This window comes from Agromyces humatus (assembly GCF_021228295.1).
Classification (GTDB): Bacteria; Actinomycetota; Actinomycetes; order Actinomycetales; family Microbacteriaceae; genus Agromyces; species Agromyces humatus.
This window is the reverse complement of the sequence record NZ_JAJQPD010000007.1, coordinates 195,729-220,894: the sequence shown is the minus strand read 5'-3', so window position 1 is coordinate 220,894 and position 25,166 is coordinate 195,729. Positions and strand designations below refer to the sequence as shown.

Annotated in this window: 27 protein-coding genes; 17 read left to right on the top strand and 10 right to left on the bottom strand. The window is 70.2% G+C overall.

The window, feature by feature from the left end:
• The first annotated feature begins 130 nt into the window (after positions 1-130).
• From LSF15_RS13555 to LSF15_RS13545, 3 genes are all read left to right on the top strand, one after another.
• Complete coding sequence (locus LSF15_RS13555; RefSeq protein ID WP_232499071.1) at positions 131-1,576, top strand: S8 family peptidase; 1,446 nt, start codon at positions 131-133, stop codon at positions 1,574-1,576.
• A 100-nt stretch (positions 1,577-1,676) separates the two neighbouring features.
• On the top strand, positions 1,677-2,222 hold the full coding sequence (locus LSF15_RS13550; RefSeq protein ID WP_232499070.1) for a DUF3151 family protein: 546 nt from the start codon (positions 1,677-1,679) through the stop codon (positions 2,220-2,222).
• A gap of 1 nt (position 2,223) precedes the next feature.
• The gene (locus LSF15_RS13545; protein WP_232499069.1) at positions 2,224-3,510 is read left to right on the top strand and encodes an adenylosuccinate synthase; all 1,287 of its coding nucleotides are present in this window, start codon (positions 2,224-2,226) and stop codon (positions 3,508-3,510) included.
• A 61-nt stretch (positions 3,511-3,571) separates the two neighbouring features.
• Here LSF15_RS13545 and LSF15_RS13540 read toward each other — a convergent pair whose 3' ends face one another.
• Positions 3,572-3,793 (bottom strand): Rv0909 family putative TA system antitoxin, encoded by a 222-nt coding sequence (locus tag LSF15_RS13540; protein WP_232499068.1) that lies wholly within the window; start codon positions 3,791-3,793, stop codon positions 3,572-3,574.
• Between the two features lie 126 nt (positions 3,794-3,919).
• On the opposite strand from LSF15_RS13540, the gene LSF15_RS13535 reads away from it, so the two are divergent.
• Positions 3,920-4,564, top strand: coding sequence for a GNAT family N-acetyltransferase (locus LSF15_RS13535; RefSeq protein ID WP_232499067.1), 645 nt, complete (start codon positions 3,920-3,922; stop codon positions 4,562-4,564).
• 48 nt (positions 4,565-4,612) lie between these two features.
• Here the strand turns inward: LSF15_RS13535 and LSF15_RS13530 are convergent, their stop codons facing one another.
• From LSF15_RS13530 to LSF15_RS13515, 4 genes are read right to left on the bottom strand one after another with little or no spacing between them, the layout of a single operon-like run.
• Positions 4,613-6,076 carry a sodium/solute symporter gene (locus LSF15_RS13530; protein WP_232499066.1) on the bottom strand — a complete coding sequence of 488 codons (1,464 nt, stop codon included), beginning with the start codon at positions 6,074-6,076 and terminating at the stop codon, positions 4,613-4,615.
• Positions 6,073-6,456, bottom strand: coding sequence for a DUF485 domain-containing protein (locus LSF15_RS13525; protein WP_232499065.1), 384 nt, complete (start codon positions 6,454-6,456; stop codon positions 6,073-6,075). Before LSF15_RS13525 ends, LSF15_RS13530 begins: the two co-directional genes overlap by 4 nt.
• Entirely contained in the window at positions 6,453-7,196 is a 744-nt protein-coding gene (locus tag LSF15_RS13520; RefSeq protein WP_232499064.1) for a LytR/AlgR family response regulator transcription factor, read from the bottom strand. The genes LSF15_RS13525 and LSF15_RS13520 overlap by 4 nt, the downstream gene beginning before the upstream one ends.
• Positions 7,193-8,383 (bottom strand): sensor histidine kinase, encoded by a 1,191-nt coding sequence (locus LSF15_RS13515; protein ID WP_232499063.1) that lies wholly within the window; start codon positions 8,381-8,383, stop codon positions 7,193-7,195. The genes LSF15_RS13520 and LSF15_RS13515 overlap by 4 nt, the downstream gene beginning before the upstream one ends.
• Positions 8,384-8,578: 195 nt before the next feature.
• On the opposite strand from LSF15_RS13515, the gene LSF15_RS13510 reads away from it, so the two are divergent.
• Positions 8,579-8,953 (top strand): DUF485 domain-containing protein, encoded by a 375-nt coding sequence (locus LSF15_RS13510; RefSeq protein WP_232499062.1) that lies wholly within the window; start codon positions 8,579-8,581, stop codon positions 8,951-8,953.
• Positions 8,953-10,566 carry a monocarboxylic acid transporter gene (locus LSF15_RS13505; RefSeq protein ID WP_232499061.1) on the top strand — a complete coding sequence of 538 codons (1,614 nt, stop codon included), beginning with the start codon at positions 8,953-8,955 and terminating at the stop codon, positions 10,564-10,566. Before LSF15_RS13510 ends, LSF15_RS13505 begins: the two co-directional genes overlap by 1 nt.
• A gap of 249 nt (positions 10,567-10,815) precedes the next feature.
• On the opposite strand, the gene lpdA is transcribed toward LSF15_RS13505, so the two are convergent.
• Positions 10,816-12,216, bottom strand: coding sequence for a dihydrolipoyl dehydrogenase (gene lpdA, locus LSF15_RS13500; RefSeq protein ID WP_232499060.1), 1,401 nt, complete (start codon positions 12,214-12,216; stop codon positions 10,816-10,818).
• Between the two features lie 144 nt (positions 12,217-12,360).
• Between lpdA and LSF15_RS13495 the strand changes: the two genes are divergently transcribed.
• The 11 genes from LSF15_RS13495 (at position 12,361) to LSF15_RS13445 (ending at position 20,087) form a co-directional block, all read left to right on the top strand.
• The gene (locus tag LSF15_RS13495; RefSeq protein WP_308188477.1) at positions 12,361-13,386 is read left to right on the top strand and encodes a DMT family transporter; all 1,026 of its coding nucleotides are present in this window, start codon (positions 12,361-12,363) and stop codon (positions 13,384-13,386) included.
• Between the two features lie 128 nt (positions 13,387-13,514).
• Positions 13,515-13,874, top strand: coding sequence for a GntR family transcriptional regulator (locus LSF15_RS13490; RefSeq protein WP_232499059.1), 360 nt, complete (start codon positions 13,515-13,517; stop codon positions 13,872-13,874).
• Positions 13,871-14,779: an ABC transporter ATP-binding protein gene (locus LSF15_RS13485; protein WP_232499058.1), complete on the top strand. Its 909-nt coding sequence runs from the start codon at positions 13,871-13,873 to the stop codon at positions 14,777-14,779. The genes LSF15_RS13490 and LSF15_RS13485 overlap by 4 nt, the downstream gene beginning before the upstream one ends.
• The gene (locus tag LSF15_RS13480; RefSeq protein ID WP_232499057.1) at positions 14,776-15,546 is read left to right on the top strand and encodes a hypothetical protein; all 771 of its coding nucleotides are present in this window, start codon (positions 14,776-14,778) and stop codon (positions 15,544-15,546) included. The genes LSF15_RS13485 and LSF15_RS13480 overlap by 4 nt, the downstream gene beginning before the upstream one ends.
• Before the next feature lie 76 nt (positions 15,547-15,622).
• Positions 15,623-15,955, top strand: coding sequence for a chorismate mutase (locus tag LSF15_RS13475; protein ID WP_232499056.1), 333 nt, complete (start codon positions 15,623-15,625; stop codon positions 15,953-15,955).
• Positions 15,952-16,872, top strand: coding sequence for an SDR family NAD(P)-dependent oxidoreductase (locus LSF15_RS13470; RefSeq protein ID WP_232499055.1), 921 nt, complete (start codon positions 15,952-15,954; stop codon positions 16,870-16,872). Before LSF15_RS13475 ends, LSF15_RS13470 begins: the two co-directional genes overlap by 4 nt.
• On the top strand, positions 16,869-17,063 hold the full coding sequence (locus LSF15_RS13465) for a DUF4337 domain-containing protein (RefSeq protein ID WP_232499054.1): 195 nt from the start codon (positions 16,869-16,871) through the stop codon (positions 17,061-17,063). Before LSF15_RS13470 ends, LSF15_RS13465 begins: the two co-directional genes overlap by 4 nt.
• Before the next feature lie 177 nt (positions 17,064-17,240).
• Entirely contained in the window at positions 17,241-17,906 is a 666-nt protein-coding gene (locus LSF15_RS13460; RefSeq protein WP_232499053.1) for an HAD family hydrolase, read from the top strand.
• Between the two features lie 5 nt (positions 17,907-17,911).
• Positions 17,912-19,072 (top strand): alcohol dehydrogenase catalytic domain-containing protein, encoded by a 1,161-nt coding sequence (locus tag LSF15_RS13455; RefSeq protein WP_232499052.1) that lies wholly within the window; start codon positions 17,912-17,914, stop codon positions 19,070-19,072.
• Positions 19,073-19,125: 53 nt separating this feature from the next.
• On the top strand, positions 19,126-19,545 hold the full coding sequence (locus LSF15_RS13450) for a pilus assembly protein CpaE (protein ID WP_232499051.1): 420 nt from the start codon (positions 19,126-19,128) through the stop codon (positions 19,543-19,545).
• On the top strand, positions 19,542-20,087 hold the full coding sequence (locus tag LSF15_RS13445; RefSeq protein ID WP_232499050.1) for a hypothetical protein: 546 nt from the start codon (positions 19,542-19,544) through the stop codon (positions 20,085-20,087). Before LSF15_RS13450 ends, LSF15_RS13445 begins: the two co-directional genes overlap by 4 nt.
• A 21-nt stretch (positions 20,088-20,108) precedes the next feature.
• Here LSF15_RS13445 and LSF15_RS13440 read toward each other — a convergent pair whose 3' ends face one another.
• The 4 genes from LSF15_RS13440 to LSF15_RS13425 form a co-directional block, all read right to left on the bottom strand.
• On the bottom strand, positions 20,109-20,468 hold the full coding sequence (locus LSF15_RS13440) for a hypothetical protein (RefSeq protein WP_232499049.1): 360 nt from the start codon (positions 20,466-20,468) through the stop codon (positions 20,109-20,111).
• Position 20,469: 1 nt separating this feature from the next.
• Positions 20,470-20,979 carry an NUDIX hydrolase gene (locus LSF15_RS13435; protein WP_232499048.1) on the bottom strand — a complete coding sequence of 170 codons (510 nt, stop codon included), beginning with the start codon at positions 20,977-20,979 and terminating at the stop codon, positions 20,470-20,472.
• 35 nt (positions 20,980-21,014) lie between these two features.
• Complete coding sequence (gene purL, locus LSF15_RS13430) at positions 21,015-23,348, bottom strand: phosphoribosylformylglycinamidine synthase subunit PurL (RefSeq protein WP_232499047.1); 2,334 nt, start codon at positions 23,346-23,348, stop codon at positions 21,015-21,017.
• Between the two features lie 200 nt (positions 23,349-23,548).
• Positions 23,549-25,054 (bottom strand): HNH endonuclease signature motif containing protein, encoded by a 1,506-nt coding sequence (locus LSF15_RS13425; protein ID WP_232499046.1) that lies wholly within the window; start codon positions 25,052-25,054, stop codon positions 23,549-23,551.
• Between the last annotated feature and the right edge of the window lie 112 nt (positions 25,055-25,166).

Below are 25,166 nucleotides of genomic sequence, written 5' to 3'. Positions count from 1 at the left end.
AGGGGGGCAATAGACTCGCGCCACCGGTCGTGCGGCACCATCGACGCCGCCGCTCGTCGCACCCACTGGACTGGCCGGGCCGCCGACCGACCCGGTCGGCGGAGCTCCACTCATTTCGATCGGAGACAGGATGAAATTCCACAAGGTGATCGGCGCGGCATCCGCCGCTGCCCTCGCCGTCGGGCTCATGGGGGCGGCCGTCGCACCGGCCGCCGCTGCAGGGCCCGACTCCACGTACCTCGTGCTCGCGCCGCAGGGCAAGAGCACGAAGGCGGCCGAGGCGCGAGTCGCGGCTGCGGGCGGCACCGTCGTCGCCGCGTACGACCAGATCGGCGTGCTCGTCGCACGGTCGACGAACACCGCATTCGAACGAGCCGTCGCCGGCGCCGGCGTCGAGTCGGTCGCCTCGACCGATGGACTCGGCACGACCCTCATCGACGACGAGGTCGTCGAGGCCGTCGACTCGGCTGCAGTCTCGGCCGTCGGCGACCCGACCGCCGAGCCGCTCTGGGGCGCGCAGTGGGACATGGCGCAGATCGACGTGGCCGAGGCTCACGCGGTCACGACGGGTGACCCGTCGATCGTGGTCGGCGTGCTCGACTCGGGCATCGACGCCGGCCACCCCGACCTCGCGACGCAGGTCGCGAAGGACCAGAGCGCGTCGTGCCTCGGCGGTGTCGCCGACACGAGCGAAGCCGCATGGAGCCCGACGACCTCCGACCACGGCACCCATGTCGCCGGCACGATCGCCGCGGCGCTCAACGGCGTGGGCATCGTCGGCGTCGCACCGGGCGTCAAGGTCGCCTCGGTGAAGGTCGTGAACGATGACGGCTACATCTACCCCGAGGCGGCGGTCTGCGCGTACCTCTGGGCGGCCGACCACGGCATGCCGATCACGAACAACAGCTACTTCATCGATCCGTGGGAGTTCAACTGCGTGAACGACCCGAGCCAGCGTCCGGTCTGGCAGGCGGTGCAGCGCGCGCTGCGGTACTCGAACGCGCAGGGCACGCTCACGATCGCGTCGGCGGGCAACAGCAACGTCGACCTGCAGCACAAGTTCGTGGACTCGACGAGCCCCAACGACGGCAGCGCCCCGGTCGAGGACCGCACGATCACCGGCGCCTGTCGTGACCTTCCGGCGGAGGCGCCGGGCGTCGTCACGGTCTCGGCCGTCGGCCCGACCGAGCAGAAGAGCTACTACTCGTCGTACGGGCAGGGCGTCGTCGATGTGACGGCTCCTGGCGGCGACACCCGCTTCCGCACCGGCGGGGCCGCGTCCACCATCACCGACGCCGTGCTCTCGACCGTCTATCCCGGTGGCGGTTGGGGCTACAAGCAGGGCACGTCGATGGCGGGCCCGCACGCGGCCGGCGTCGCGGCGCTCGCGCTCTCTGCGCACCCGGGCATGAACCCCGGCCAGCTCGCCTCGTTCCTCGAGCGCTCGGCGACTCCGCTGGCATGCCCGGTCGGCGTCTACGAGCCGCGTCCCGGCTACCCGGCCACGTGCACCGGTGGCCAGCGCAACGGGTTCTACGGGGCCGGAAACGTCAACGCGCTCAACGCCGTGCAGTAGTGGCCTGAGCTGACGTTCGCGCGAGGGGTCGGGCCCGACGGCTCCGGCCCCTCGTGTGTTGGTTCACGGGCGCGGGAAGGGCCCCGCGATAGGGTGAAGTGTGACTCCTGAAGAATCAGCACCCGCGTCCGGCGCCCTGCTCGCCGACGAACCGCAGGTGCGACAGGCGCTCGCCGATGCCGATCGCTCATCCGTCGTCGGGGTCGTTGCGAGTCATCCGACCTCGCCGCTCGCCTGGACCGAGCTCGCCGACCTCGCCGACTCCGAGGGGCGGCCCATCGAGGCGTTCGCGTACGCCGCCGTCGCCGTCGAGCTCGCGAGCGAGCAACTCACCCTCGGCGGATGGCAGCCGGGCACCGCGGTGCCGTGGTCTGCCGAGCCGAACCGCGCCTACCTCAGGGCCCTCGACACGCAGCGCCGCGCCGCCGAGCAGCTCGGGCTCGACGAGCGCGCGCAGCGTCTCGCCGACGAACTGGCGAGTGCCGACGCCGAGGCGCCCGCTCGCATCGCGAGCGAGTTCACCCCCACCCAGCTCATCACGATCGTGTCGTCAGACGACGCGTTCGCGCCCTCGTCGTCGACCTCGGCGCACGATGGCGAACCGCTCGCAGAACCCGCCGTGGCCGACGCGGCAGGAGAGGACTGACATGCCCGCCGCCGTACTCATCGGAGCACAGTGGGGAGACGAGGGCAAGGGCAAGGCAACCGACCTGCTCGGCTCGCGCCTCGACTACGTCGTGAAGTTCAACGGCGGCAACAACGCCGGCCACACCGTGGTCATCGGCGAAGAGAAGTACGCGTTGCACCTGCTCCCGTCCGGAATCCTCACGCCGGGCGTGACCCCCGTCATCGCGAACGGCGTCGTGGTCGACATCGAGGTGCTGTTCGAAGAACTCGAGGGGCTCGAGAGCCGTGGGGTCGACGTCTCGAAGCTGCGCATCTCGGCGAACGCGCACCTCATCACCCAGTACCACCGCACCCTCGACAAGGTCACCGAGCGCTTCCTCGGCAAGCGCCAGATCGGCACGACCGGCCGCGGCATCGGCCCGGCCTACGCCGACAAGATCAACCGCGTCGGCATCCGCATGCAAGACCTGTTCGACGAGAACATCCTGCGACAGAAGGTCGAGGGGGCGCTCGACCAGAAGAACCACCTGCTGCTGAAGGTCTACAACCGCCGGGCCATCGGCGTCGACGAGGTCGTCGACGACCTGCTCAGCTACGTCGATCGGCTGCGACCCATGGTCACCGACACATCGCTGCTGCTGCACCAGGCGCTCGAGCGCGGCGAGACCGTGCTCTTCGAGGGCGGGCAGGCGACGATGCTCGACGTCGACCACGGCACCTACCCGTTCGTCACGTCGTCGAACGCCACGAGCGGCGGAGCGGTCACCGGGTCGGGCATCGCGCCCAACCGCATCGACCGCGTCATCGCGGTCGTGAAGGCCTACACGACGCGTGTCGGCGCGGGGCCGTTCCCCACCGAGCTCTTCGACGAGTGGGGCGACTTCCTCACCGAGCAGGGGCACGAGTTCGGCACCACCACGGGCCGCAAGCGCCGCACGGGCTGGTACGACGCACCGATCGCCCGCTACGCGGCGCGCATCAACGGCGTCACCGATTTCGTGCTCACGAAGCTCGATGTGCTCACCGGCATCGAGCGCATCCCGGTCGCCGTCGCGTACGAGGTCGACGGCGAGCGCTTCGACGAGATCCCCGTCTCGCAGAGCGACTTCCACCACGCGAAGCCGATCTACGAGGAGTTCCCCGGCTGGAGCGAAGACATCTCGGGCGCCCGCGAGTTCGACGACCTGCCGCCGAACGCGAAGAGCTATGTGCGCGAGCTCGAGGCGATGAGCGGCTCGCGCATCTCGGCGATCGGCGTCGGCCCGGGCCGCGACGAGATCGTCACACTGCACGACCTGCTCGTCTGAGTTCGCGCGAACGGGGCGGCAGGGGTCATCGACCCCCGCCGCCCCGTTCGCGTCGCTGCGACTACTTCTCGGTGCCGATGGCCCCGTCGACGTTGCCGCGCACGTCGTCGATCTTCTCGTGGTGCTCCTCGGGAACGACCTTCTTGGCCGCGTCGGCGACGCCGTCGAGGATCTTGTCGCTGATGTCTTCGGCCTGCTCGCTGTTGAGCGCCTCGTTGATCTTGTCCTTGTTCTCCTCGACGAAGTCCTGTGCCTTCTTCGTGATGTCGTCAAGAGCGCCCATCGGCCCCACCTTTCGTTCGGATCTGCACTAGCTCTCGTCACGTTAGCGGGCGGATGTCGCGTCCGGAACCCTTTTCGCGATCCTCGGCCGCGCACCGCGCTCCACGCCTCGTGGCAGACTCGACGGGTGACCGCGACCCGTCCTGCCGACGCCGAACTCGTCGGCCGCCTCGTACGCCTGACACCTTTCACGCCCGACGACATCCCCGCGCTCGAGTCGGCGATCCGCACACCCGAGGTGTTCGCCGGCGGGTACGGCGGGGGCCCCGCGGGGCTGCCCGCGGACGCGGCGGCGTTCGACGTGTTCGCACGCGGCTACTACTCGGGCGGCCCGTCGGCGATGCCGTGGACCGTGCGGCTGCGCGGCGGCGCCGATGACGGCCGCATCGTCGGCGCCACGAAACTCGGCGACCTCGACTTCGACAGCGAGTCGGCGCACATCGGGTGGACCGCCTACGACCCGCGGGTGTGGGGCACCGGCGTCAACGTCGAGACCAAGCTGCTGCTGCTCGGCCTCGCGTTCGACCACGGCTTCGGCCGGGTCAAGCTGCAGGCCGACGCACGCAACGCCCGCTCGCGCGGGGCGATCCTGCGCCTCGGCGCCGCCTTCGAGGGCGTGCTGCGCCGGCACAAGCCGCGCGCCGACGGCACATGGCGCGACTCCGCCGTCTACTCGATCATCGTCGACGAGTGGCCCGCGGTGCGGGCGGGTCTCGAAGCACGGCTCGCCGCCCGCGGCGACGAGCCCGTGCGGGTCACATCGGCGAACTGACGCCGGTCGCGGCATCCGCCCGCCGCCCGACCGCAGGCGGCGCCGCGCTCACCGCTCGGGAACGTGCAGCCGGGTGAGGAACGCATCGGTGCCCGCCGGCGTTCCGCGGCGGTCGAGTCGCGAGACCGTGACGATCACGATCACGGCGAGCGGCACCGTCCACGCGGCCGGCTGCTCGAGGTACGGTGCGATGAGCGGCACGGATGTCGCGACGAACGGCCCTCCGAGGATCGCCGCACCCGACAGCACGGCGCCCGTGAGCATCCCGGCGATCGCGCCGCGCGACGTGAGCCCCCGCCACCAGATGCCGAGGATCAGCACGGGGCACAGGGTCGAGGCCGTGAACGCGAACACGAGGCCGACGCTGCCCGCGAGGCCCGACGACTCGGTGGCGAGGGCGACGAGCAGCGGTACGACCGTCGAGACGATCGCGGCGATGCGGAACCCGCGCACGCTGCCGCCGAGCAGGTCCTGGCTGATGACGCCCGCGAGCGAGATGACGAGGCCGGAGGAGGTCGAGAGGAACGCCGCGAACGCACCGGCGATGACGAGCGCCGTGAGCACGTCGCCGATTGGGCCCGGCACGAGCCGTTCGGGCAGCAGCAGGATGAGGGCATCGGCCTCGCCCGACGCGGCCAGGTCGGGAGCGAACGCCCGCCCGAGGAATCCGAAGATCGTGGGGAAGAGGTAGAACACCGAGAGCAGCACGAGCACGATGACCGTCGTGCGGCGGGCCGCGACGCCGTCGGGGTTCGTGTAGAACCGCACGAGCACGTGCGGCAGGCCGAGGGTGCCGAGCAGCAGGGCGACCATGAGCGACACCGTGCGGTACACGTCGAGGTCACCGGGCCCGGCCGACGGCGGGAACGCCTCGGCAGGGGTGAGCTGCGCGGGCGGCTCGCCGCCGCCGACGACGAGCAGCAGTGCGATGACGGGCACGGCGAGCGCGGTCAGCTTCAGCCAGAACTGGAACGCCTGCACGAACGTGATCGAGCGCATGCCGCCCGCCGCGACGACGACCGCGACGATCACGGCGACCGCGACGGAGCCGACCCACGACGGCAGCCCGGTGGTGATGCGCACCGTGAGTGCGGCGCCCTGCAGCTGCGGCACGATGTAGAACCATCCGATCACGATGACCAGCAGGCTCGTGACCCGCCGCGCCCACGGCGACTCGAGGCGCGCCTCGGTGAAGTCGGGGATCGTGTACGCACCCGAGCGGCGCAGCGGCGCCGCGACGAACAGCAGCAGCATGAGGTAGCCGGCGGTGTAGCCGATCGGGAACCACAGGGCGGCCGAGCCGGTCAGCAGGATGAGGCCCGCGACGCCGAGGAACGACGCGGCCGAGAGGTACTCGCCGCCGATCGCCGATGCGTTCCACCACGGGCGAACCGTGCGGCTCGCCACGTAGAAGTCGCTCGTGGTGCGCGAGACGCGCAGTCCGTAGAACCCGATGAGGGCCGAGACGAGCGCCACCCCGACGATCGCGGTGTACCCGATGGCGGGGTTCACTCGTCCTCCGCGAGCGACCGGTAGCGCGCCTCGTTGCGCGCGGCGGCTCGCAGGTAGAGGCCGCCCACCGTGATCACGAGCGGGTAGATGCCCGCCCCGAGCAGCACCCACGACACCGGCACGCCGGCCAGGTACGCGTCGTCGAGCCCCGGCACCAGCGCGATCGCGAGCACGAAGAGCACGGTCGCGACGGCGAATCCGACCGCGACCGTGACGGCGAGCCGCAATTGCGACCGGATGAGCGATCGCACGTACACGGCCGCGATGTCGCCGGCAGGGTCATCCGCACCGCTCGATCGAACGGGCCGGGCGGATGTCCCGCCGGCGGTGCGCGGGGCCGTCACGCGCACCCGGGGTGGCGGAGTCGGTGCGTCGCTCACGGCCGTGCCCGCAGGATCGCCCGCTCGAGCCGGTCGCGCAGCGCCGGCAGGAGGCGGCGACTCACCGGCAGTTCGGCACCGCCGACCGTGACGCTCGGGTGGTCGGTACCGAGCCGCACGCGGCTCACATGCCCGAGCGCCACGAGGTACGAGCGGTGCACGCGCACGAATCCCGCATCGGCCCATTGCCGCTCGAGGTCGGCCATCGGCACCCGCACGAGATAGCTCGCCTCTTCGGTGTGCAGCCGCGCGTAGTCGCCCTGGGCCTGCACGTAGCGCACCTCGTCGCGGCGGATCATGCGGGTGGTGCCGCCGAGGGTCACGGCAATCACCTCGGGCTCGGCGGCTTCGGACGCCGCCGTGCTCGTCGACCCGGCCTTCAGTGCTTCGACGATGCGTGCGACCGAGCGGCGCAGTCGCTCGGCGCGAACCGGCTTGAGCAGGTAGTCGACGGCGGCCAGGTCGAACGCCTCGAGGGCGCCCTCCTCATCGGCCGTGACGAACACGAGCACGGGCCGGTGCTCGAAGCGCGCCAGGGCGCGGGCGAGGTCGAAGCCGGTGAGTCCCGGCATGTGGATGTCGAGGAAGGCGGCGTCGACGGGCTCGCGCGTGAGCAGCCGGATCGCCTCGGCACCCGACGAGGCCTGGTGGATGACGCCGATGCGCGGATCCTGCCCGAGCAGGAACGCCAGTTCGTCGATCGCGGGCTGCTCGTCGTCGGCGATGAGCACGGAGATCATGGGGTGGTCCTGCCGTCACGTTTCGGGCCCGCCTTCGGAACCCGCATGCGAACGAGGGTACCCGCACCGACGTTCGTCTCGACCACGAGGCCGTGCTCGTCGCCGTAGACCTGCCGGAGGCGTGCGTCGACGTTGCGCAGGCCCACGTGCTCGCCGGTCGACGGGTCGCCCGCGAGCGCGCGGGCGAGCGTCTCGGGGTCGATGCCCACCCCGTCGTCTTCGACGGTGAGTTCGGCGAACGCGCCCGAGTCGGCCGCGGTGATGGCGATGCGTCCGCCGCCCTCCTTCGACTCGAGGCCGTGCCGCACCGCGTTCTCGACGAGCGGCTGGATCGAGAGGAACGGCACCACGGTGGAGAGCACCTCGGGCGCGATCTGCAGTGTGACGGTGAGCCGGTCGCCGAAGCGGGCGCGCTCGAGCCGAAGGTAGCTGTCGATCGACCGCAGCTCTTCGGCCACGGTCGTGAAGTCGCCGTGGCGGCGGAACGAGTAGCGCGTGAAGTCGGCGAACTCGAGCACGAGCTCGCGGGCCTTCGCGGGATCGGTGTTGATGAACGACGCGATCGCGTTGAGCGAGTTGTAGATGAAGTGCGGGCTGATCTGCGCCCGGAGCGCACGCACCTCGGCCTCGGCGAGCGCCGTGCGCGAGGCATCCAGCTCGCCCAGCTCGACCTGCGCCGCGACCCAGTCGGCGACCTCGCCGGTCGCTCGCACGAGGCCAGCACGCACCGGCGTCGAGAACGCGACGATCGCCCCGAACGGGCCCGCGCTGCCGAGCACCGGCGCGACGATGGCATCGGTCTCGCTCGCACCGATCGAGAGGTGACGCTGCACCTGCGGCTTGCCGCTCGCGATCGCCGCGGCGGCGAGGTCGGCCGCCACCGCACGCACCGCGTCGTCGCCGTCGACCGTGACCCGCCCGGTGCGATCGACGATCGCGAGGCTCTCGCAGCCGAGCAGCGCTCGCAGGTGCCGGCCGGCCCGCAGCACCTCGGCTTCACCGCCGCCGCCGCGCAGGTGCTTCGCCGCGCGCGACGCGAGGTGCAGCGTCTGGTAGGTGGCCCGCTCGGCATCGGTGCCGAGCTCCTTCGACGCGAGCACGATGCGCCGCAGGAACACCACCAGGCCGACGGCGAGTGCGCCGCCCACGACGCCGAGCGCGGCGGCGAGCAGCGTCGACTCGGGCATGAACGCCAGCGTAGCTGTTCGATCCAGCGCTGCGCCGTCGCTCGTCGTCGTACGGGAACCGTTCGTCGCACGGTTCGCGCCGTTGGGCGACGACGAGCGGCGGCCGCCCCCGGCCGCCACCCCATCGCGCCAGAGTGGGCGAACGCAATGAGCGGCGCGGGTCACGGCCGCCACATCCCCCACGAAGGAGACGCAATGGGCAACGAAGCCCTGAGCGCGCAGGACGAGACGGCCCCACCCGTCCCCTACCGCGCGGTGCAAGAATCCCCCGAGTTCCAGCGACTGCGTTCCAAGCACCGGAGGTTCGTCTTCCCCGTGCTCGCCGCGTGCCTCGTCTGGTATCTCGCCTACGTGCTGCTCGCCGGCTACGCGCACGACTTCATGTCGACGCCCGTGTTCGGCAGCATCAACGTCGCCATCCTGCTCGGCCTCGCACAGGTGGTCACCACGTTCGCCGTGACGACCTGGTACGTGAGCTACGCCAACCGGCAGCTCGACCCGATCGCCGAGGAGATCCGCGACGAGATCGAGACGGGCGCCGCCTTCACCGCTGAGGAGGTGACCCGCTGATGTTCCGATTCGAAGCCGCGAGCACCTCGCCGGGCGAGCCCTGGCTCAACATCGCCATCTTCGGCGCCTTCGTCGCGATCACGATGATCATCGTGTTCCGCGCGAGCCGCAACAACAAGACCGCGGCCGACTACTACGCCGCCGGGCGCTCGTTCACCGGGGGCCAGAACGGCTCGGCGATCGCCGGCGACTACCTGTCGGCGGCGTCGTTCCTCGGCATCGTCGGGGCGATCGCGATCACGGGGTACGACGGGTTCCTCTACTCGATCGGATTCCTCGTGGCGTGGCTCGTCGCGCTGCTGCTCGTCGCCGAACTGCTGCGCAACACGGGCAAGTTCACGATGGCCGACGTGCTCTCGTTCCGCCTCAAGCAGAAGCCGGTGCGCATCGCGGCCGCGACCACGACGCTCGTCGTGTGCTTCTTCTACCTGCTGGCGCAGATGGCCGGTGCGGGCGGCCTCGTCTCACTGCTGCTCGGGGTGGGCGACCAGGTCGGCCAGGCGCTCGTCATCACCGTCGTCGGCGCGCTCATGATCCTCTACGTGCTCATCGGCGGCATGAAGGGCACGACCTGGGTGCAGATCATCAAGGCCGTCCTGCTCATCGCCGGTGCCGGCGTCATGACGGTCTGGGTGCTCGCGCTCAACGGCTTCAGCTTCTCGACCCTGCTCGACAACGCGGTGGCGGTGGCGGGCAACCCCGAGATCCTGAACCCGGGCATCAAGTACGGGGTCTCCGAGGTCGCGAAGGTCGACTTCCTCTCGCTCGGACTCGCGCTCGTGCTCGGCACGGCCGCACTGCCCCACGTGCTCATGCGCTTCTACACCGTGCCCACGGCCAAGGAGGCCCGCAAGTCGGTCGTCTGGGCGATCTGGCTCATCGGCATCTTCTACGTCTTCACGCTCGTGCTCGGTTACGGCGCGGCCGCCCTCGTGGGCGCCGATGTCATCGCCGCAGCACCCGGCGGCCCGAACTCGGCGGCTCCGCTGCTCGCGTTCGAGCTCGGCGGCCCGCTGCTGCTGGGGCTGATCTCGGCGATCGCATTCGCGACGATCCTCGCGGTCGTCGCGGGGCTCACGATCACGGCCGCGGCGTCGTTCGCGCACGACATCTACGCAAGCGTCGTGAAGAAGGGCAAGCCCGAGGCCGGCGCCGAAGTCAAGGTCGCCCGTCGCACCGTGGTGATCATCGGCGTCGTCGCGATCATCGGCGGCATCGGAGCGAACGGCCAGAACGTCGCGTTCCTAGTGGCGCTCGCGTTCGCGGTGGCGGCGTCGGCGAACCTGCCGACGATCGTCTACTCGCTGTTCTGGAAGCGGTTCACGACGAAGGGCGCGCTCTGGAGCATGTACGGCGGCCTCGCGTCGGCGATCATCCTCATCATCTTCTCGCCGGTCGTCTCGGGCTCCGTGACGTCGATGCTGAAGACCGAGGACATCGACTTCGCGATCTTCCCGCTGTCGAACCCGGGCATCGTCTCGATCCCGCTGGCCTTCTTCCTCGGCTGGCTCGGCACGGTGCTCGACAAGCGCAGGGAAGACCCGGCCAAGCAGTCCGAGATGGAGGTGCGCTCACTGACCGGCGTCGGCGCCGAGAAGGCGACCGAGCACTAAAGGTTCCGGCGGCGGTGCTCGGGAAGACCCCGCCGCCGGATCGTCTTCGACGCGGCGGGAATGCCTGCCCGTGCCGCGTCGAATGAACAGACGGGGGCGGATGCCGCGGCCACGTGCCGGGACATCCGCCCCCGTTGCTGTGCCGTCTGCGGGTTGAGGAGCGACCGACGAAGGAGGCCGCGTCTCGAAACCCGGAAGAACGCGGGCGGTTTCGAGACGGCGCTGGAGCGCCTCCTCAACCTGCAGAGGTCACATGTTGATCATGTGGCCGGCGAGCCCGTGGAACGCCTCCTGCAGCGCCTCGGAGAGCGTGGGGTGCGTGTGCACGTTGCGGGCGAGCTCGAGGGCGCCGAGGTCCCACTTCTGGGCGAGCGTGAGTTCGGGCAGGAGCTCCGCGACATCGGGGCCGATGAGGTGGCCGCCGAGCAGTTCGAGGTACTTCGCGTCGGCGATGAGCTTCACGAACCCGGTCGGCTCGCCCAGGCCGTGCGCCTTGGCGTTCGCCGTGAAGGGGAACGTCGCGACCGTGACGTCGTAGCCCTCGTCACGCGCCTGCTGCTCGGTGAGCCCGAAACTCGCCACCTGCGGCGAGCAGAAGGTCGCGCGCGGCATCATGCGGTAGTCGCCGAGCGACATGGTCGAGGCGCCGCCGATCGTCTCGGCCGCGACGACGCCCATCGCCTCGGCGACGTGCGCGAGCATGAGCTTCGCGGTGACGTCGCCGATGGCGTAGATGTGCGGCACGTTGGTGCGCATGAACTCGTCGATACCGATGGCGCCGCGATCGGTGAGCGCCACCCCGGTGGCCTCGAGCCCGAAGCCGTCGATGTTCGGCGCGAAACCGACGGCCATGAGCACCCGGTCGACCTCGAGCGAGCCCGGCTGTCCGTCGGCACCGGTGTAGGCCACGGTGACGGACGCGCCGTTGTCGGTCACCGTCTGCACCTTGGTCGACGTGAGGATCGGCACCCCGAGCTTGCGGTACTGCTTCGTGATCTCCTTCGACACGTCGACGTCTTCGTTCGGCAGCGCGCGGTCGAGGAACTCGATGATCGTCACCTCGACGCCGTAGTTGCGCACGATGTAGGCGAACTCCATGCCGATCGCGCCTGCGCCGATCACGGCGATCGAGCGCGGCAGCTCGCGGTCCATGATCTGCGTGTCGTACGTGACGACGTTCGGCGAGAGCTCGACGCCGGGCAGCACCTTGACGCGCGAGCCGGTCGCGATGATCGCGTGGCCGAAGGTCAGGGTCTCGGTCGACCCGTCGGCCTTCGCCACGTCGATGGTGTTCGCATCGCGGAACGTGCCTCGACCGTCGACCTCGGTGATGTGGTTCTTCTTCATCAGGTAGTGCACACCTTTGACGCGCCCGTCGGCAACCTGACGACTGCGCTCGTAGGCGACGCCGTAGTCGAACGTCACCTCGCCGGAGATGCCGAACGTCGAGGCCTGTGCGTTGAAGATATGCGCGACCTCGGCATTGCGCAGCAAGGCCTTCGAGGGGATGCACCCGATATTCAGGCATACCCCGCCCCAGTACTTCTCCTCGATCACGGCGGTCGTGAGCCCGAGCTGGGCGGCGCGCACCGCGGCGACGTAGCCGCCGGGACCGGCACCGAGGACGACGACATCGAAATGGCTGGTCATGTCGCCCAGCTTCGCGTGACCGGGGAGCGACGGCAAGGGCGGATGTCCCGGCCGCCGTTTCGCGACTGCCGACCTCCGGCGGATTCCGGACAAGCACCCCCGCCGACCGGTGCCGCCGTGCACGGGCGGGTTTACGCTCGACCGGTGAGCACCAGGACCGCGCAGCAGGCCGTCGTCGAGGCATCCCTTCGACAGGCTCAGGACGGCGCCGAACCGATGCGCTCGGGGCGGCTGTCGACGTGGGTGCAGTTCCTCGCCATGGGTCTGGTGTGGGGCGCGAGCTTCCTGTTCATGAAGGTCGCGCTCGACGGGGTCTCGTTCGGGCAGATCGCATGGTCGCGCACCGTGCTCGGGGCGCTCGCGCTCGGCGTCATCGTGCTCGTCACCCGACCGCGGGTGACGGCCGCCGACGGCACGCCGGGCCCGGTGCTGCCGCGCGACCGGGCCGTGTGGCTGCACTTCCTCGTCGTGTCGCTCACGACGTGCGTGATCCCCTACCTCTGCTTCGCGTGGGCCGAGCAGTACGTCTCGTCGAGCCTCGCGTCGATCTACAACGCGACGACGCCGATCATGACGGCGCTCATAGTGACGGCCGTGTTCCGGGTCGAGCGGCTCGGGCTGAGCCGCTGGGCTGGAGTCGGCGTCGGCATCGTCGGCGTGCTCGTCATCATCGGCCCGTGGCAGTACCAGGCACTCACCGGCAGCCTCGCCGGCCAGCTCGCGTGCCTCGTGGCAACCCTCTGTTACGGCTTCACGTTCGGCTACCAGCGGCGGTTCCTCAGCCAGCGGCCGATCGCCCCCGCGACATTCGCGTTCCTCTCGATCGGCGTCTCGGCGGTGGTCATGCTCGCCCTCACGCCGTGGCTCGCGCTGACCCCCGTCGACCTCGACTGGGCGATCGTCGGCTCGCTGCTGGCGCTGGGCGTGCTCGGCACCGGCCTCGCCTACATCTGGCTCATCAACGTGCTGAGGGCGTGGGGCCCGACCGGCTCGTCGACCGTCACGTACGTGACGCCGGTCGTCGGTGTCGCACTCGGGGTCGTGCTGCTCGGCGAGACCTTCTCGTGGCATGAGCCGATCGGTGCGGTGCTCGTGCTGCTCGGCATCCTGCTCACGCAGGGCCGCCTGCGCCTGTCGCGCCGCCGCCGTGCCGAGGCATCCGTCGCCTGACCTTCCTCGGCTCGGGCCGAGCGGTGAACGGGCAGACGAACAGGGGTTGACAGCGGGACCCGAGCATGGTTGGTTAGTTACACAAGTAATGAACCAACTAAGGTTCATGACGACCCAGATAGGCCCGAATGGACGAATCGCGACCGATCTTCATCCAGATCGCAGAACAGGTCGAGAACGACATCATCGAGGGTTCGCTGCCCGAGGGCAGCCAGATCCCGTCGACGAACGAGTTCGCCGCGTTCCTCCGGGTCAACCCGGCCACCGCACTGAAGGGGGTGAATCGCCTTGTCGACGACGGAATCGTGGAGAAGCGACGGGGGATCGGCATGTTCGTGACCCAGGGCGCGAGGGCACGGCTCATCGAGCGTCGCAGGGCCGACTTCGCCACCGAATACATCAGACCGCTCATCATCGAGGCCGAGAAGCTCGGCATCGACATCGACGAACTCGCAGGGCTCCTGCGCGCCGAAAGGATCAACTCATGACCCGCACCGTGGTCCGCGCCGGCGGACTCACCAAGCGATACGGCACCTTCACTGCCGTCGACGCCGTCGACTTCACGCTCGAGGAGAACCGAATCTACGGCCTGCTCGGTCGCAACGGTGCCGGCAAGACGACCGTGATGCAGATGCTCACCGGGCAGATCTTCCCCGACGGAGGAACGCTCGACGTGTTCGGTCGCGAACCCGCCGAGCATGCCGACGTCCTGCGCCGCATCTGCTTCATCGCCGAGTCGCAGCGCTACCCCGACAGCTTCAAGCCTTCGCACGTGTTCACGGCGGCCCCGTGGTTCTTCGAGCACTGGGACGCCGAGTTCGCCGAGCGACTCGTCCACGACTTCCGGCTTCCGTTGAACCGCTACGTCAAGAAGCTCTCACGCGGTCAACTCTCGGCGGTCGGGGTCATCGTCGGCCTCGCCTCGCGCGCCCCGCTGACCTTCTTCGACGAGCCGTACCTGGGTCTCGACGCCGTCGCCCGGCACATCTTCTACGATCGCCTGCTCGAGGACTACGCCGAGCACCCCCGCACGATCGTGCTCTCGACGCACCTGATCGACGAGGTGGCGAACCTCCTCGAGCACCTGCTCGTCATCGATCAGGGGCGAATCCTGCTCGACCGCGACGCCGACGAGGTGCGCGGCTCGGCCACCACGGTGGCTGGGGGCCGGGCGGCCGTCGAGTCGTTCGTCGCCGACCGCGCGGTGATCGGTCGTGAGAGCCTCGGCGGCCTCGCATCGGTCACCATCGACGAACGCCTCGGCCAGGCCGATCGCATCCGCGCCGCCGAGCTCGGCCTCGAGCTCGCCCCGGTCTCGCTCCAGCAGCTCATCGTCCACATGACCGGCACCGACCTTCGGGCCGATCCGACCGAACAGGAGGTCGCAGCATGACCGCCGTGATCGAGCAGCAGACCATGAACCGCACCGAGCCCCGCACGCGTTTCAACGAGGTCTGGCGCGTCGTGCGCCTGCATGCCGTGACGCCGTCGGTGTTCTTCGGGATCCCCTGGATCATCCTGGGCGGCGCCTGGGCGGTGTCGATGATCGTCGGGATCATCATCACGGGCGCGAGCGCAGACGTCGCAGAAATGGGCGAGGGCATGCGGTACAGCTGGGCGGTGCTGTCGCCCCAGTGGTACCTCGTCGCCGTCGGCGTGCAGGCGATCGGCATGACCCTGTCGTTCGCCCTGGGCTTCGGTGCCACGCGACGGGACTTCTGGCTCGGCACGAGCCTGATGTTCGGGATCGTCTCCCTGCTGAACGCCGTCGCCATCGCCACACTCGTACAGCTCGAGAAGGCGACCGGCGGTTGGTGGATCGGCATCTCCATGTTCGATGCCCTCTGGTACGGGCAGAACGGCTGGCTGGTCGACTTCTACACGACGCTCGCGCTGCAGCTGCTCGTGCTCTTCATCGGGGCGAGCATCACCACCGTGTACCTGCGGTGGCGCATGCGCGGCATGATGATCCTCATCTTCGGGGCCATCGCCCTCATGCTCGCCGCCGTTGCGCTCGCGACGTTCACCGAGAGCTGGCCGACGATCGTCGAGTGGCTCGGCGGCATCGGCATCGTGGGCATGTTCACCGTCGTGCTCGGGCTCGCCGCGTTCTTCGCGATCGGCGGCTACTTCGTGATCCGGCGGGCGACACCCCGCTGATCGCGAACGCAGACCGCGGCGCGGCATCCGAGGGGACGGATGCCGCGCCGCACTGTTTGCCAAGTACGCTCGAAGCATGACTGATGGGGCCTTCGACGACCGCGATGCCGCGATGAGCGCGCTGCTCGGCATCCGCTCGAGCATCGACAACATCGACGCCGCCCTCATCCACCTGCTCGCCGAGCGGTTCAAGTTCACCCAGCAGGTCGGCCGCCTGAAGGCCGTGCACGGGCTGCCCCCGAGCGACCCCGACCGCGAGAAGCGTCAGATCGCCCGGCTGCGGGCGCTCGCCGTCGATGCGCATCTCGACCCGGCGTTCGCCGAGAAGTGGTTCAATTTCGTGGTCGCCGAGGTGATCCAGCACCACGAGGAGCTGGCCGGCGGCGGCGCCGCCTCAGGCGAACTGTGAGCTGGTACCCGACCGCACTGCCGTCGCAGTCGGGCCGCCGAGTGCTGGTGACCGGCGCCAACAAGGGACTCGGGTTCTTCACGGCCGCGCGGCTCGCCGCAGCCGGCGCCCACGTGGTGCTCAGCGGGCGCAGCCACGACCGGCTCGAGGCGGCGGCAGCCGCGATCCGCGAGGCGCGGCCCGCGACATCCGTCGAGATCCTCGTCATCGACACGTCTTCGCTCGACTCGGTGCGGGCGGCGGTCGATGCCCTCGCCGCCGCCCCCGCGTTCGACGGCGTCGTCGCGAACGCCGGAATGGTGCACGCCCCGCATGAGCGACGCGAGTCGGTCGACGGCAACGAGCTCGTGCTCGCCACGAACATGCTCGGGCACTTCGCCCTGCTCGGCCGGATGCTGCCGCACCTCGCGCCCGGCGCGCGCATCGTGACGCTCGGGTCGCTGTCGACGATGCTCTCGACGTTCCGCACCGACGACCTGCAGCTCGCTCGTGACTACGACTCCTGGCGTGCCTACGCGCAGTCCAAGATCGCGTCGCAGGTGGTCGCGTTCGAGCTCGATCGCCGGTTGCGAGCGGCGGATGTCCCGGTGTCGAGCATCGTCGCCCACCCCGGCTACTCCATCGGCGGGCGAACGCCGCGAGTGCCGGGCGTGCACGCGCCGAGCACGGGCAAGCGCCTCGCCGACTCGTTGCAGGCGCTCTGGGCACAGGGCAAGCACCGCGGCGCGGAGCCGATCCTGCACGCGCTCACCGCGCCCGGTGTCGAAGGAGGCCAGTTCTGGGGGCCGAGGTTCGTGACGAAGGGCTCGCCGGTCGTGCACCGGCCGACCCGCACGACGACCGATCCCATGATCGCTGGCCGGGTGTGGAGCTTCGCCGAGCGCGCGACCGGCACTGAATTCACGGTCACCCGATGAGCGCCCCCGCCCCGGAGCCGGGATTCTTCTCACGCCGCAGGGTGCGGCTCGTGATCGCCCGCGTGCTCGTCGTGATCGGCATCGTGCTCGCCGTGATCGCCATCCTCACCGGCCGATGGGGCCTGCTCGCGGCCGCGATCATCACGGTCGGCATCGGCGCGGCGTTCGGGCCGGCGCGCATCCGTCGCTGAGCCGTCCCCACCGGCGACACGTGTCCGGTGACAGGGCGTCTCGCGCGGTTCACCTGCTCGTAACCATCCCGCCGTCGGTCGTTGACGGCCGCTGAATACGGTGAAGCATCGGAACCGCGGACGCTGCCGGAGCACCCGCGATGAGGCCCATCCGGTGAGCCCGCAGAAAGGCGCGTCATGACCACGAACTCGACGAATCCCGCATTCGCGGAGGAGCTGCTCGACACCATCGCCCCGCTGGGCGACGATGAGCTGGCCGAACTCGACGAGCTCGCGGAACTCGGAGACGACGATGCAGACGACGCCGATGAGCTCGAAGACCAGGTCGAAGACGAGGACGTCGACGAGTACGACGAAGACGACGATGACGAAGACGGCGACATCGAGCTGATCGTGCTCGACATGGCCGGCACGACCGTCACCGACGACGGCTCCGAGATCCCCGGAGCGGTCGCGGTGATCGAGGAGCTGCGCGAGGCCGGGGCATCCGTCGTCCTCATCTCCGACCTGCCGCCCGTCGAACGCGACGCCGAGCTCGACGCCCTCGGCTGGCACGGGCTCGCCGACCTCGTGCTCTCTCCTGCCGACGCGGGTCGCGCTCGCCCCTACCCCGACCTGCCGCTCACCGCGCTGCTGCGCACCGGCGCGAGCGCGGTCGATGCGATGGTCGTCGTCGGTGACACCGTCACCGACATCGAGACGGGCGTGAACTCGGGCGCGGGGTTCGTCGTGGGCGTGCTGAGCGGCGAGCACGATCGCGACGCGCTCGAGGCCGCGGGCGCCGACGCCGTGATCGAGAGCATCGCCGACCTGCCCGCACTGCTCGGCCTGCGCGGCGAGTAGTGGTGATGCACACCGTCGTGCGTGTCGCCGGACCCGACCTCATTCTGCGACCTTCCCCCGTCGCGATGGTCTGGAACGAGCCGGGCCGCCCACATGACGCCCTCGCCGCGCCGGGAGTGCGTCTCTCGCCGGGTGAAGCCCTCGTCGAGGTCGAACTCGCGACGATCTGCGGATCCGACGTGAACACCGTGCGCGGCACGCAGCCGGCGGCGACACCGCTCGTGCTCGGACACGAGCAGGTGGGCCGCGTCGTCGCGGTGGGCGAGCGAGCGGTGCGCTCCGACGGGTCGCCGCTCGAGCTCGGCGACCGTGTCGTCTGGTCGGTCACCGTGAGCTGCGGCGAGTGCGACCGATGCCGTCGCGGCCTCACCCAGAAGTGCCGGTCGCTCGCGAAGTACGGCCATGAACGCGTGCACCGCGGCTGGGAGCTGTCGGGCAGCTTCGCCACGCACGTGCAGGTGCGCTCGGGCACCGCGATCGTGCGCGTCTCCGAGCAACTGCCGGCGCTCGTCGCGGCGCCCGCGTCATGCGCCACGGCGACGGCGGTGGCTGCCCTCGACGCGGCATCGACCAGGGTCGGGCTGGACGGTGCGGGCGTGCTCGTGACCGGTGCCGGCATGATCGGGCTGAGTGCGACCGCGCTCGCGATCGAGGCCGGGGCCACGGTGATCGTGTCGGAGCCCGATCCCGCGCGACGGGCGTTCGCCGCGCGGCTCGGGGCGATCGCCGTCGACCCGGGTGCGCGCGGCAGCTCGCCCGAACGGCTCGACACGGCGATCGACGCGTTGGCGGCCCGCGGCATCCCCGAAGTGCTCATCTCGATCGAGGCATCGGGTGCGGCGTCGGCGGCGCAGACCGCCGTGCGCACGCTCGGCGTCGGCGGCATCGCCGTGCTGCTCGGCAGCGTGACGCCCGGCCCTGAGGTGCCGGTCGACCCCGAGACGATCGTGCGCCGTCTCATCACGGTCACCGGCGTGCACAACTACACCGCCGACCAACTCGTGCGCGCCGTGGCGTTCCTCGAGCGGTCGTGGCGCGGTCTTCCACTCGACGAGCTCATCGGCGCCACCCACGCCCTCGCCGATCTCGATGCGGCGCTCGCCGAGGCCGCCACGGGCCGGCACGTGCGCGTCGGGGTCGCTCCGGGCCGGCGACCGCACCCCTGAGCCGACGGTCGTCGGCGGCCTCGCGTCGTGTAGCGTGACGCGGGGGTGCATCGATGATCACACGCGAGCTCGCGCTCGCCCTACGCGACTCGGGGCTCGTCTGGCACCCCGAGTCGGGCGACCGGTTCCAGCTCGACCTGCCGTCGAACGTCGAGACCGAGGCTGAGGCCGACGTGTTCACGGTGAGCGACATGACCATCGACACGCTGTCGACGCCGACCGGCGCGATCCTCGCCTTCAACGGGACCACCGAGTGGGCGCTCGACTCCGTCGCGATCGCGGATGCCGTGTGGCTGCCGCGCGAGGATCAGTTGCGCGAGCTGCTGCGCGGCGCGTTCCGGTCGCTCGGGCGCCTCGACGACGCCTTCGAGGTCGTGATCGACGTCGGCGGCGAGAAACAGCAGTTCGAGCATCCCGATGCCGCCGAGGCATACGGACTCGCACTGCTGGCACTCATCGGGAGGTCGCGATGACGGATGCCGCGGCACCGCCCGATGGCGCAGCGGCGGCGGTCGATCGCGCCCGAGAACACCTGACCCGCGCGGCGACCGCGCTCGCCGAGGCGGGAGCCCGCAGCGAGGTGCTCGCGGAGCTCGTGCCCGAGCGGCGGGTGCTCGGCGTTCCGCGGGCCGCACGCATGACGCCCGTCGGGGCGGTGTGGCGACTCGGCGTGATCCTGCTCGACGGCGCGGGCTCGGCCTGGACGACCGGACGGGTCGTGCGCGCCGAGCGAGCCGCACGCAGGAGCGTCACCGCCGAGGCCGTCGCCGAGCAGCGCGCGCTGCGTGCCGCCGCGGTGAAGGGCGGCATCGCCGAGGGCGGGACCGTGAACTTCGATGCGAGCCCGATCGACCTCTCCGAGCTTGCGCGAGTCGGGACATCCGGCCCGCTCGTGGTTCGCGACGACCAGGTGTTCGTACGCTGGAGCGCGACGCAGGCCGATGCGCTCACGCCGCTCGAACGGTACCTCGCCGATCGCGTCGACCTGCTCGCGCACCCGCCGGCGGGTGCCTGAGGCGACCCGGCACCGCGCCGTTCAGCGTGCGCTGCCGCCCGGCTCGTCGTTGCCGGCATCGGGGGAGTTCCCCTCGCCGGCCCCGCGCTTCTCGTCGTTGCCGGCCCCGCCGGTCTCGGCGCCGCCGCCGGTCTCGCGCTTGGTGCCCTTCGTCTCGTGCTCCTGGATCGACTCGATCACCGAATCGTGCAGGCCCTTCTGGCCGGTGTTCAGCTCCTGGTGCTTCTCGCCGGCGCCCATGAGCGGGCCGAACGCGTGACGCAGCCGTGAGCCGCTCGGCGCCTTGACGAAGCGCATGACGATGCCGATCACGATGATGAGCGCGAACAGCGCCAGTGCCCCGACTGCGAGCATTCCGTAGAACGCGAGATCGCCGCCCATCTCAGAATCCGAACGGGGTGATCGGGGCGAGGCGACGCTCGCGGAGCGCCTCGATGACGGCGAGCTCGTGCGGCACGACGGGGTCGGGCAGCGCGTCGAGCGGGAACCAGCCGAGGTCGGCGGCCTTGTCTTCGACGAGGTGAGGGTCGCCCTGCCACCGCGTCACCTGGAAGAAGACGTCGATGCGCTCGTCGATGGCCGCCCCGGTCGCGCCGGTGCGGTGCATGACGGTGAGCACCTCGAGGTCGGACTCGTCGACCTCGACACCCAGTTCTTCGCTGGCCTCGCGGGCGGCGCCGGTGAGCAGCGTCTCGCCGCGCTCGACGTGTCCGGCGGCCCCGCATGCCCAGTGGCCGTCGTAGTAGCCCGTGCCCCGCCGCAGCTGCAGCAGCACCTCGTCGCCGCGGCGAAGCAGCACGTAGGCGGCGGGGATCACCGCGTAGCGCCCGTGATCGGCGGCGTAGGCCTCGGTGTACTCGGTCTGCTCGGTCTTCGCGGTGTTCTCGGTCATGACGGTCTCGATACGCTTCGCTGCTCGACCGGCGCTCAGTGCCCGAGCACGGGGCCGAACGCGTCGGCGAGCGGCGCGCGGTTCACCGAGCGCAGTTCGTCGATCGTCACGGTGAACACGTCCTGCACCTCGAGGGCGCCGGATGCCGCGTCGGTGACGCCGATGCGCCGCACCGGGTAGCCACGGCCCTCGCAGAGTCCCCTGAACTTCACGTCGTCTTCGCGCGGCACCGAGACGATGACGCGGCCGGTCGACTCGGAGAACAGCGCGGTCGCGAGATCGATGCCGGCGTCGCCGGTGACTTCGCCGAGGAACACCCGCGCTCCCACGCCGAAGCGGCCGACCGCCTCGGCCAGGGCGATCGCGAGGCCGCCGTCACTGAGGTCGTGCGCCGAGTCGATGAGCCCCTCGATCGCGGCGGCGGCCAGCAGTTCGGCGAGCGTCTTCTCACCGGCGAGGTCGACGGCCGGCGGGCGTCCGCCGAGGTGGTCGTGCACGACGCCGGCCCACGCCGAGCCGTCGAGCTCGGCCTTGGTGTCGCCGAGCAGGTAGATGTTGTGGCCGTCGTCCTGCCAGCCCGAGGGGATGCGGCGGGCGACGTCGTCGATCACGCCGAGCACGGCGATGACCGGGGTCGGGTGGATCGGCACGTCGCCGGTCTGGTTGTAGAAGCTCACGTTGCCGCCGGTGACGGGGATGCCGAGTTCGAGGCATCCGTCACTGAGGCCCTCGACCGTCTCGGAGAACTGCCACATGACCTCGGGGTTCTCGGGCGACCCGAAGTTGAGGCAATCGCTGACGCCCATGGGCTTCGCGCCGGTGACGGCGACGTTGCGGTAGGCCTCGGCGAGGGCGAGCTTCGCACCCTGGCGCGGGTCGAGCTGCGAGTATCGGCCGTTGGCGTCGGTCGCGACCGAGACGCCGAGACCAGACTGCTCGTCGACGCGCACCATACCCGCGTCGTCGGGGTAGCTGAGGGCGGTGTTGCCGAGCACATAGTTGTCATACTGGTTGGTCACCCAGGCGGCGTCGGCCTGGTTGGCCGAGCCGACGAGCTGCAGGAACTGCGCGCGCAGCGCCTTGGACTTCGTGGGGCGCTTCAGCGATGCGGCCGTGTCGGCCTGCAGCGCGTCGATCCACGACGGGTAGGCGACCGGGCGCTCGTAGACCGGGCCGTCGACGGCGACGGTGCGCGGGTCGACGTTCACGATCTCCTCGCCGTGCCACATGATGCTGAGCCGGCCGGTGCCGGTGACCTCGCCGAGCACGCTCGTCTCGACGTCCCACTTCTTCACGACCTCGAGGAAGCCGTCGAGCTTCTCGGGGCGCACGATGGCCATCATGCGCTCTTGGCTCTCGCTCATGAGGATCTCTTCGGGCGTGAGCGTGGGGTCGCGCAGCAGCACGTCGTCGAGCACGATCGACATGCCGCCGTCGCCGTTGCTCGCGAGCTCGGAGGTGGCGCACGAGATACCGGCGGCACCGAGGTCTTGGATGCCCTCGACGAGGTCGCCCGCGAACAGCTCGAGGCAGCACTCGATGAGCACCTTCTCGGCGAACGGGTCGCCGACCTGCACGGCGGGGCGCTTGGTGGGGCCGCCCTCGGCGAACGTGTCGGACGCGAGGATCGACGCGCCGCCGATGCCGTCGCCGCCCGTGCGGGCTCCGAACAGCACGACCTTGTTGCCGGCGCCCTTGGCGTTGGCGAGGTGCAGGTCTTCGTGGCGCATGACGCCCACCGCGAGGGCGTTCACGAGCGGGTTCGCCTGGTACACCGGGTCGAACCAGGTCTCGCCGCCGATGTTCGGCAGGCCGAGGCAGTTGCCGTAGAAGCTGATGCCGCTCACCACGCCGTGCACGACGCGCGCGGTGTCGGGGTGGTCGATGGCGCCGAAGCGCAGGGCGTCCATGACGGCGACCGGTCGGGCGCCCATCGAGATGATGTCGCGCACGATGCCGCCGACGCCGGTCGCGGCGCCCTGGAACGGCTCGATGTAGCTCGGGTGGTTGTGCGACTCGATCTTGAAGGTGACGGCCCAACCCTCGCCGATGTCGAGCACGCCGGCGTTCTCGCCCATGCCGACCATGAGGTGCTTCTTCATGTCGGGCGTGACCTTCTTGCCGAACTGGCGCAGGTAGATCTTCGACGACTTGTACGAGCAGTGCTCGCTCCACATGACCGAGTACATCGCGAGCTCGGCGCTCGTGGGGCGGCGGCCCAGGATGTTGCGGATGCGCTCGTACTCGTCGGGCTTCAGGCCCAGCGCCGCGTAGGGCTGCTCCTTCTCGGGCGTGGCCTGCGCGACCTCGACGGTGTCGAGCACCGGCGTCGTCGGTGCAGCGATGTTGGCGGGGGTTTCGATGGTCACGAGTGGCGAGCTCCAGAAGACGGCGGCGAGGCGGATGCCGCGGGGCGAATGCCTGACGGTGCCAGTCTACTTGTCGCGGGCTCGGCACCGACCGGCGTGGTCGGCGCCACAATGGTGCGGCCTGCCATCACGCCCACCCCACGTACCCAACTCCTTGCAACTCTGCGTGCCCAACACCCCATGACGGCCCACTGCCGCGATCAGGCGGAAATCCGCGTTGCGGAATCCACTCGTTCAGGGACGCGATCGCCGAGATGCAGCGCGACGAGATGCCGTGGCGCGACATTGCCCGGTCTTGGCCGCTGATGCGGGTCGAGATGCGGTGGCGGGATGAACCAGCTGCGTCGCTCGCGGATCACGATGCCCCACCCGTCGTCGTGGACGCGATGGTGATGATGACTGCAGAGCATGATGCCGTTGTCGAGGTTGCTCTCACCGCGGTCTCGCTTCCACCACGCGATGTGGTGAGCCTGGGTGTGCGACGGCGGGCGTCTGCACCCGGGCCACGCGCAGCCACCGTCGCGCTCGACGAGTGCGATCTTCTGGGCCCGGCTGAACAGCCGTGCGGCCCGGCCGAGGTCGAGCACCTCGCCGCAGCTCTGCATGAGCATGGGCGCGATGCCCGACGATGCGGCAATCTCGTACGCAGTGCCGACCGAGACCGGCTGATCGATGCCGTCGATCGTCGCGTGGCCACGGCCCGACCCGAACGCCTCGGCGTCGATTCGCGTGACCACGACCGCCGAGCGCAGGGCGGCGGGCGCCTCGGCGCTCGACAGCGAGAGTCGCGCGATGTCGGCGAGGGCGTCGGCGTTCATCTGGGTGATCGTTCGCTCTTCACCGAACAGCGGATCATGCACGGCGGAACCGGAACCGGAACCGGAACCGGCGCCGTCGTCGCATTCGTCGACGGGCGCGCCGAACGGTCGCTTCGCATCGCGGGCGCGGCGGAGCTCGGCGCCCACGAGCGTCTCGATGGCGAGCTTGAGTGGAGCGCCGTTCGCAGGATCGAGTGCGCCGCGCAGGTTGATCATGCCTGCCGAGTCTTCCCAGATCGCAAGTGCGCGCTTCGCACGCAGTTCGTCTTCGCGCGGCTTGACGCCGTCGGGGTCGAGGTGCGCCGCGAGCTGCTTGACGAGCGGAGGGAGCCCATCGACGCCGACGACCGGGGCGCGATCGACCAACAGCTGTTCAGCCGCCTCGAGCTCGTCGCGTGCGGCGCGTGGTGCCACGCCGTCGAGGAACCGACGGATGAGGTCGGCTGCCGCGACGCAGAGGATGCCGGACTGGAGCGCAGCCGCGATATGCGGATGCCGGGCGGGCAGCGACTCGCCGGAGAACGAGGCTCGCCGGCTCGTCGCCTCACCGACCGCCACCAGCCGCGCCGCGTCGGAGTATCGCCCACCGGTCGCCTGCGCGATGAGGCGTTCGGGAGACGAGAACCCCTGGCGCCGTGCCAGGTCGTCGCTCGGATCAGTTCGACGCGATCGTTCTGCCACCCCGACCGCGCAGCGCGCCTGCAGTGCCTCGACCCGCCGGCCCAAGCGCGCGAGCGCCTCGGTCACGCGCACGAGCCCGTCGTCGCTCATCGCCGAGACATCGCCCTCTGCGTCGGTCGACGCACGAAGCAGAGCACCCGCCCATGACTCAAAGGCCTCGACGCACGCGCCCTGCAGCTCATGGAGCGCGGCGGGTGCGGAGGACATGCCTCGATTCTAGCGAGAATCAGACACGAAGTGAAGAGAGTTTCGAGTGAAGATCTGAGATTCAGGCCAAGACTCGAAGAAAAGTACGAGAATTCGCCCAAGCGCCGCGAGT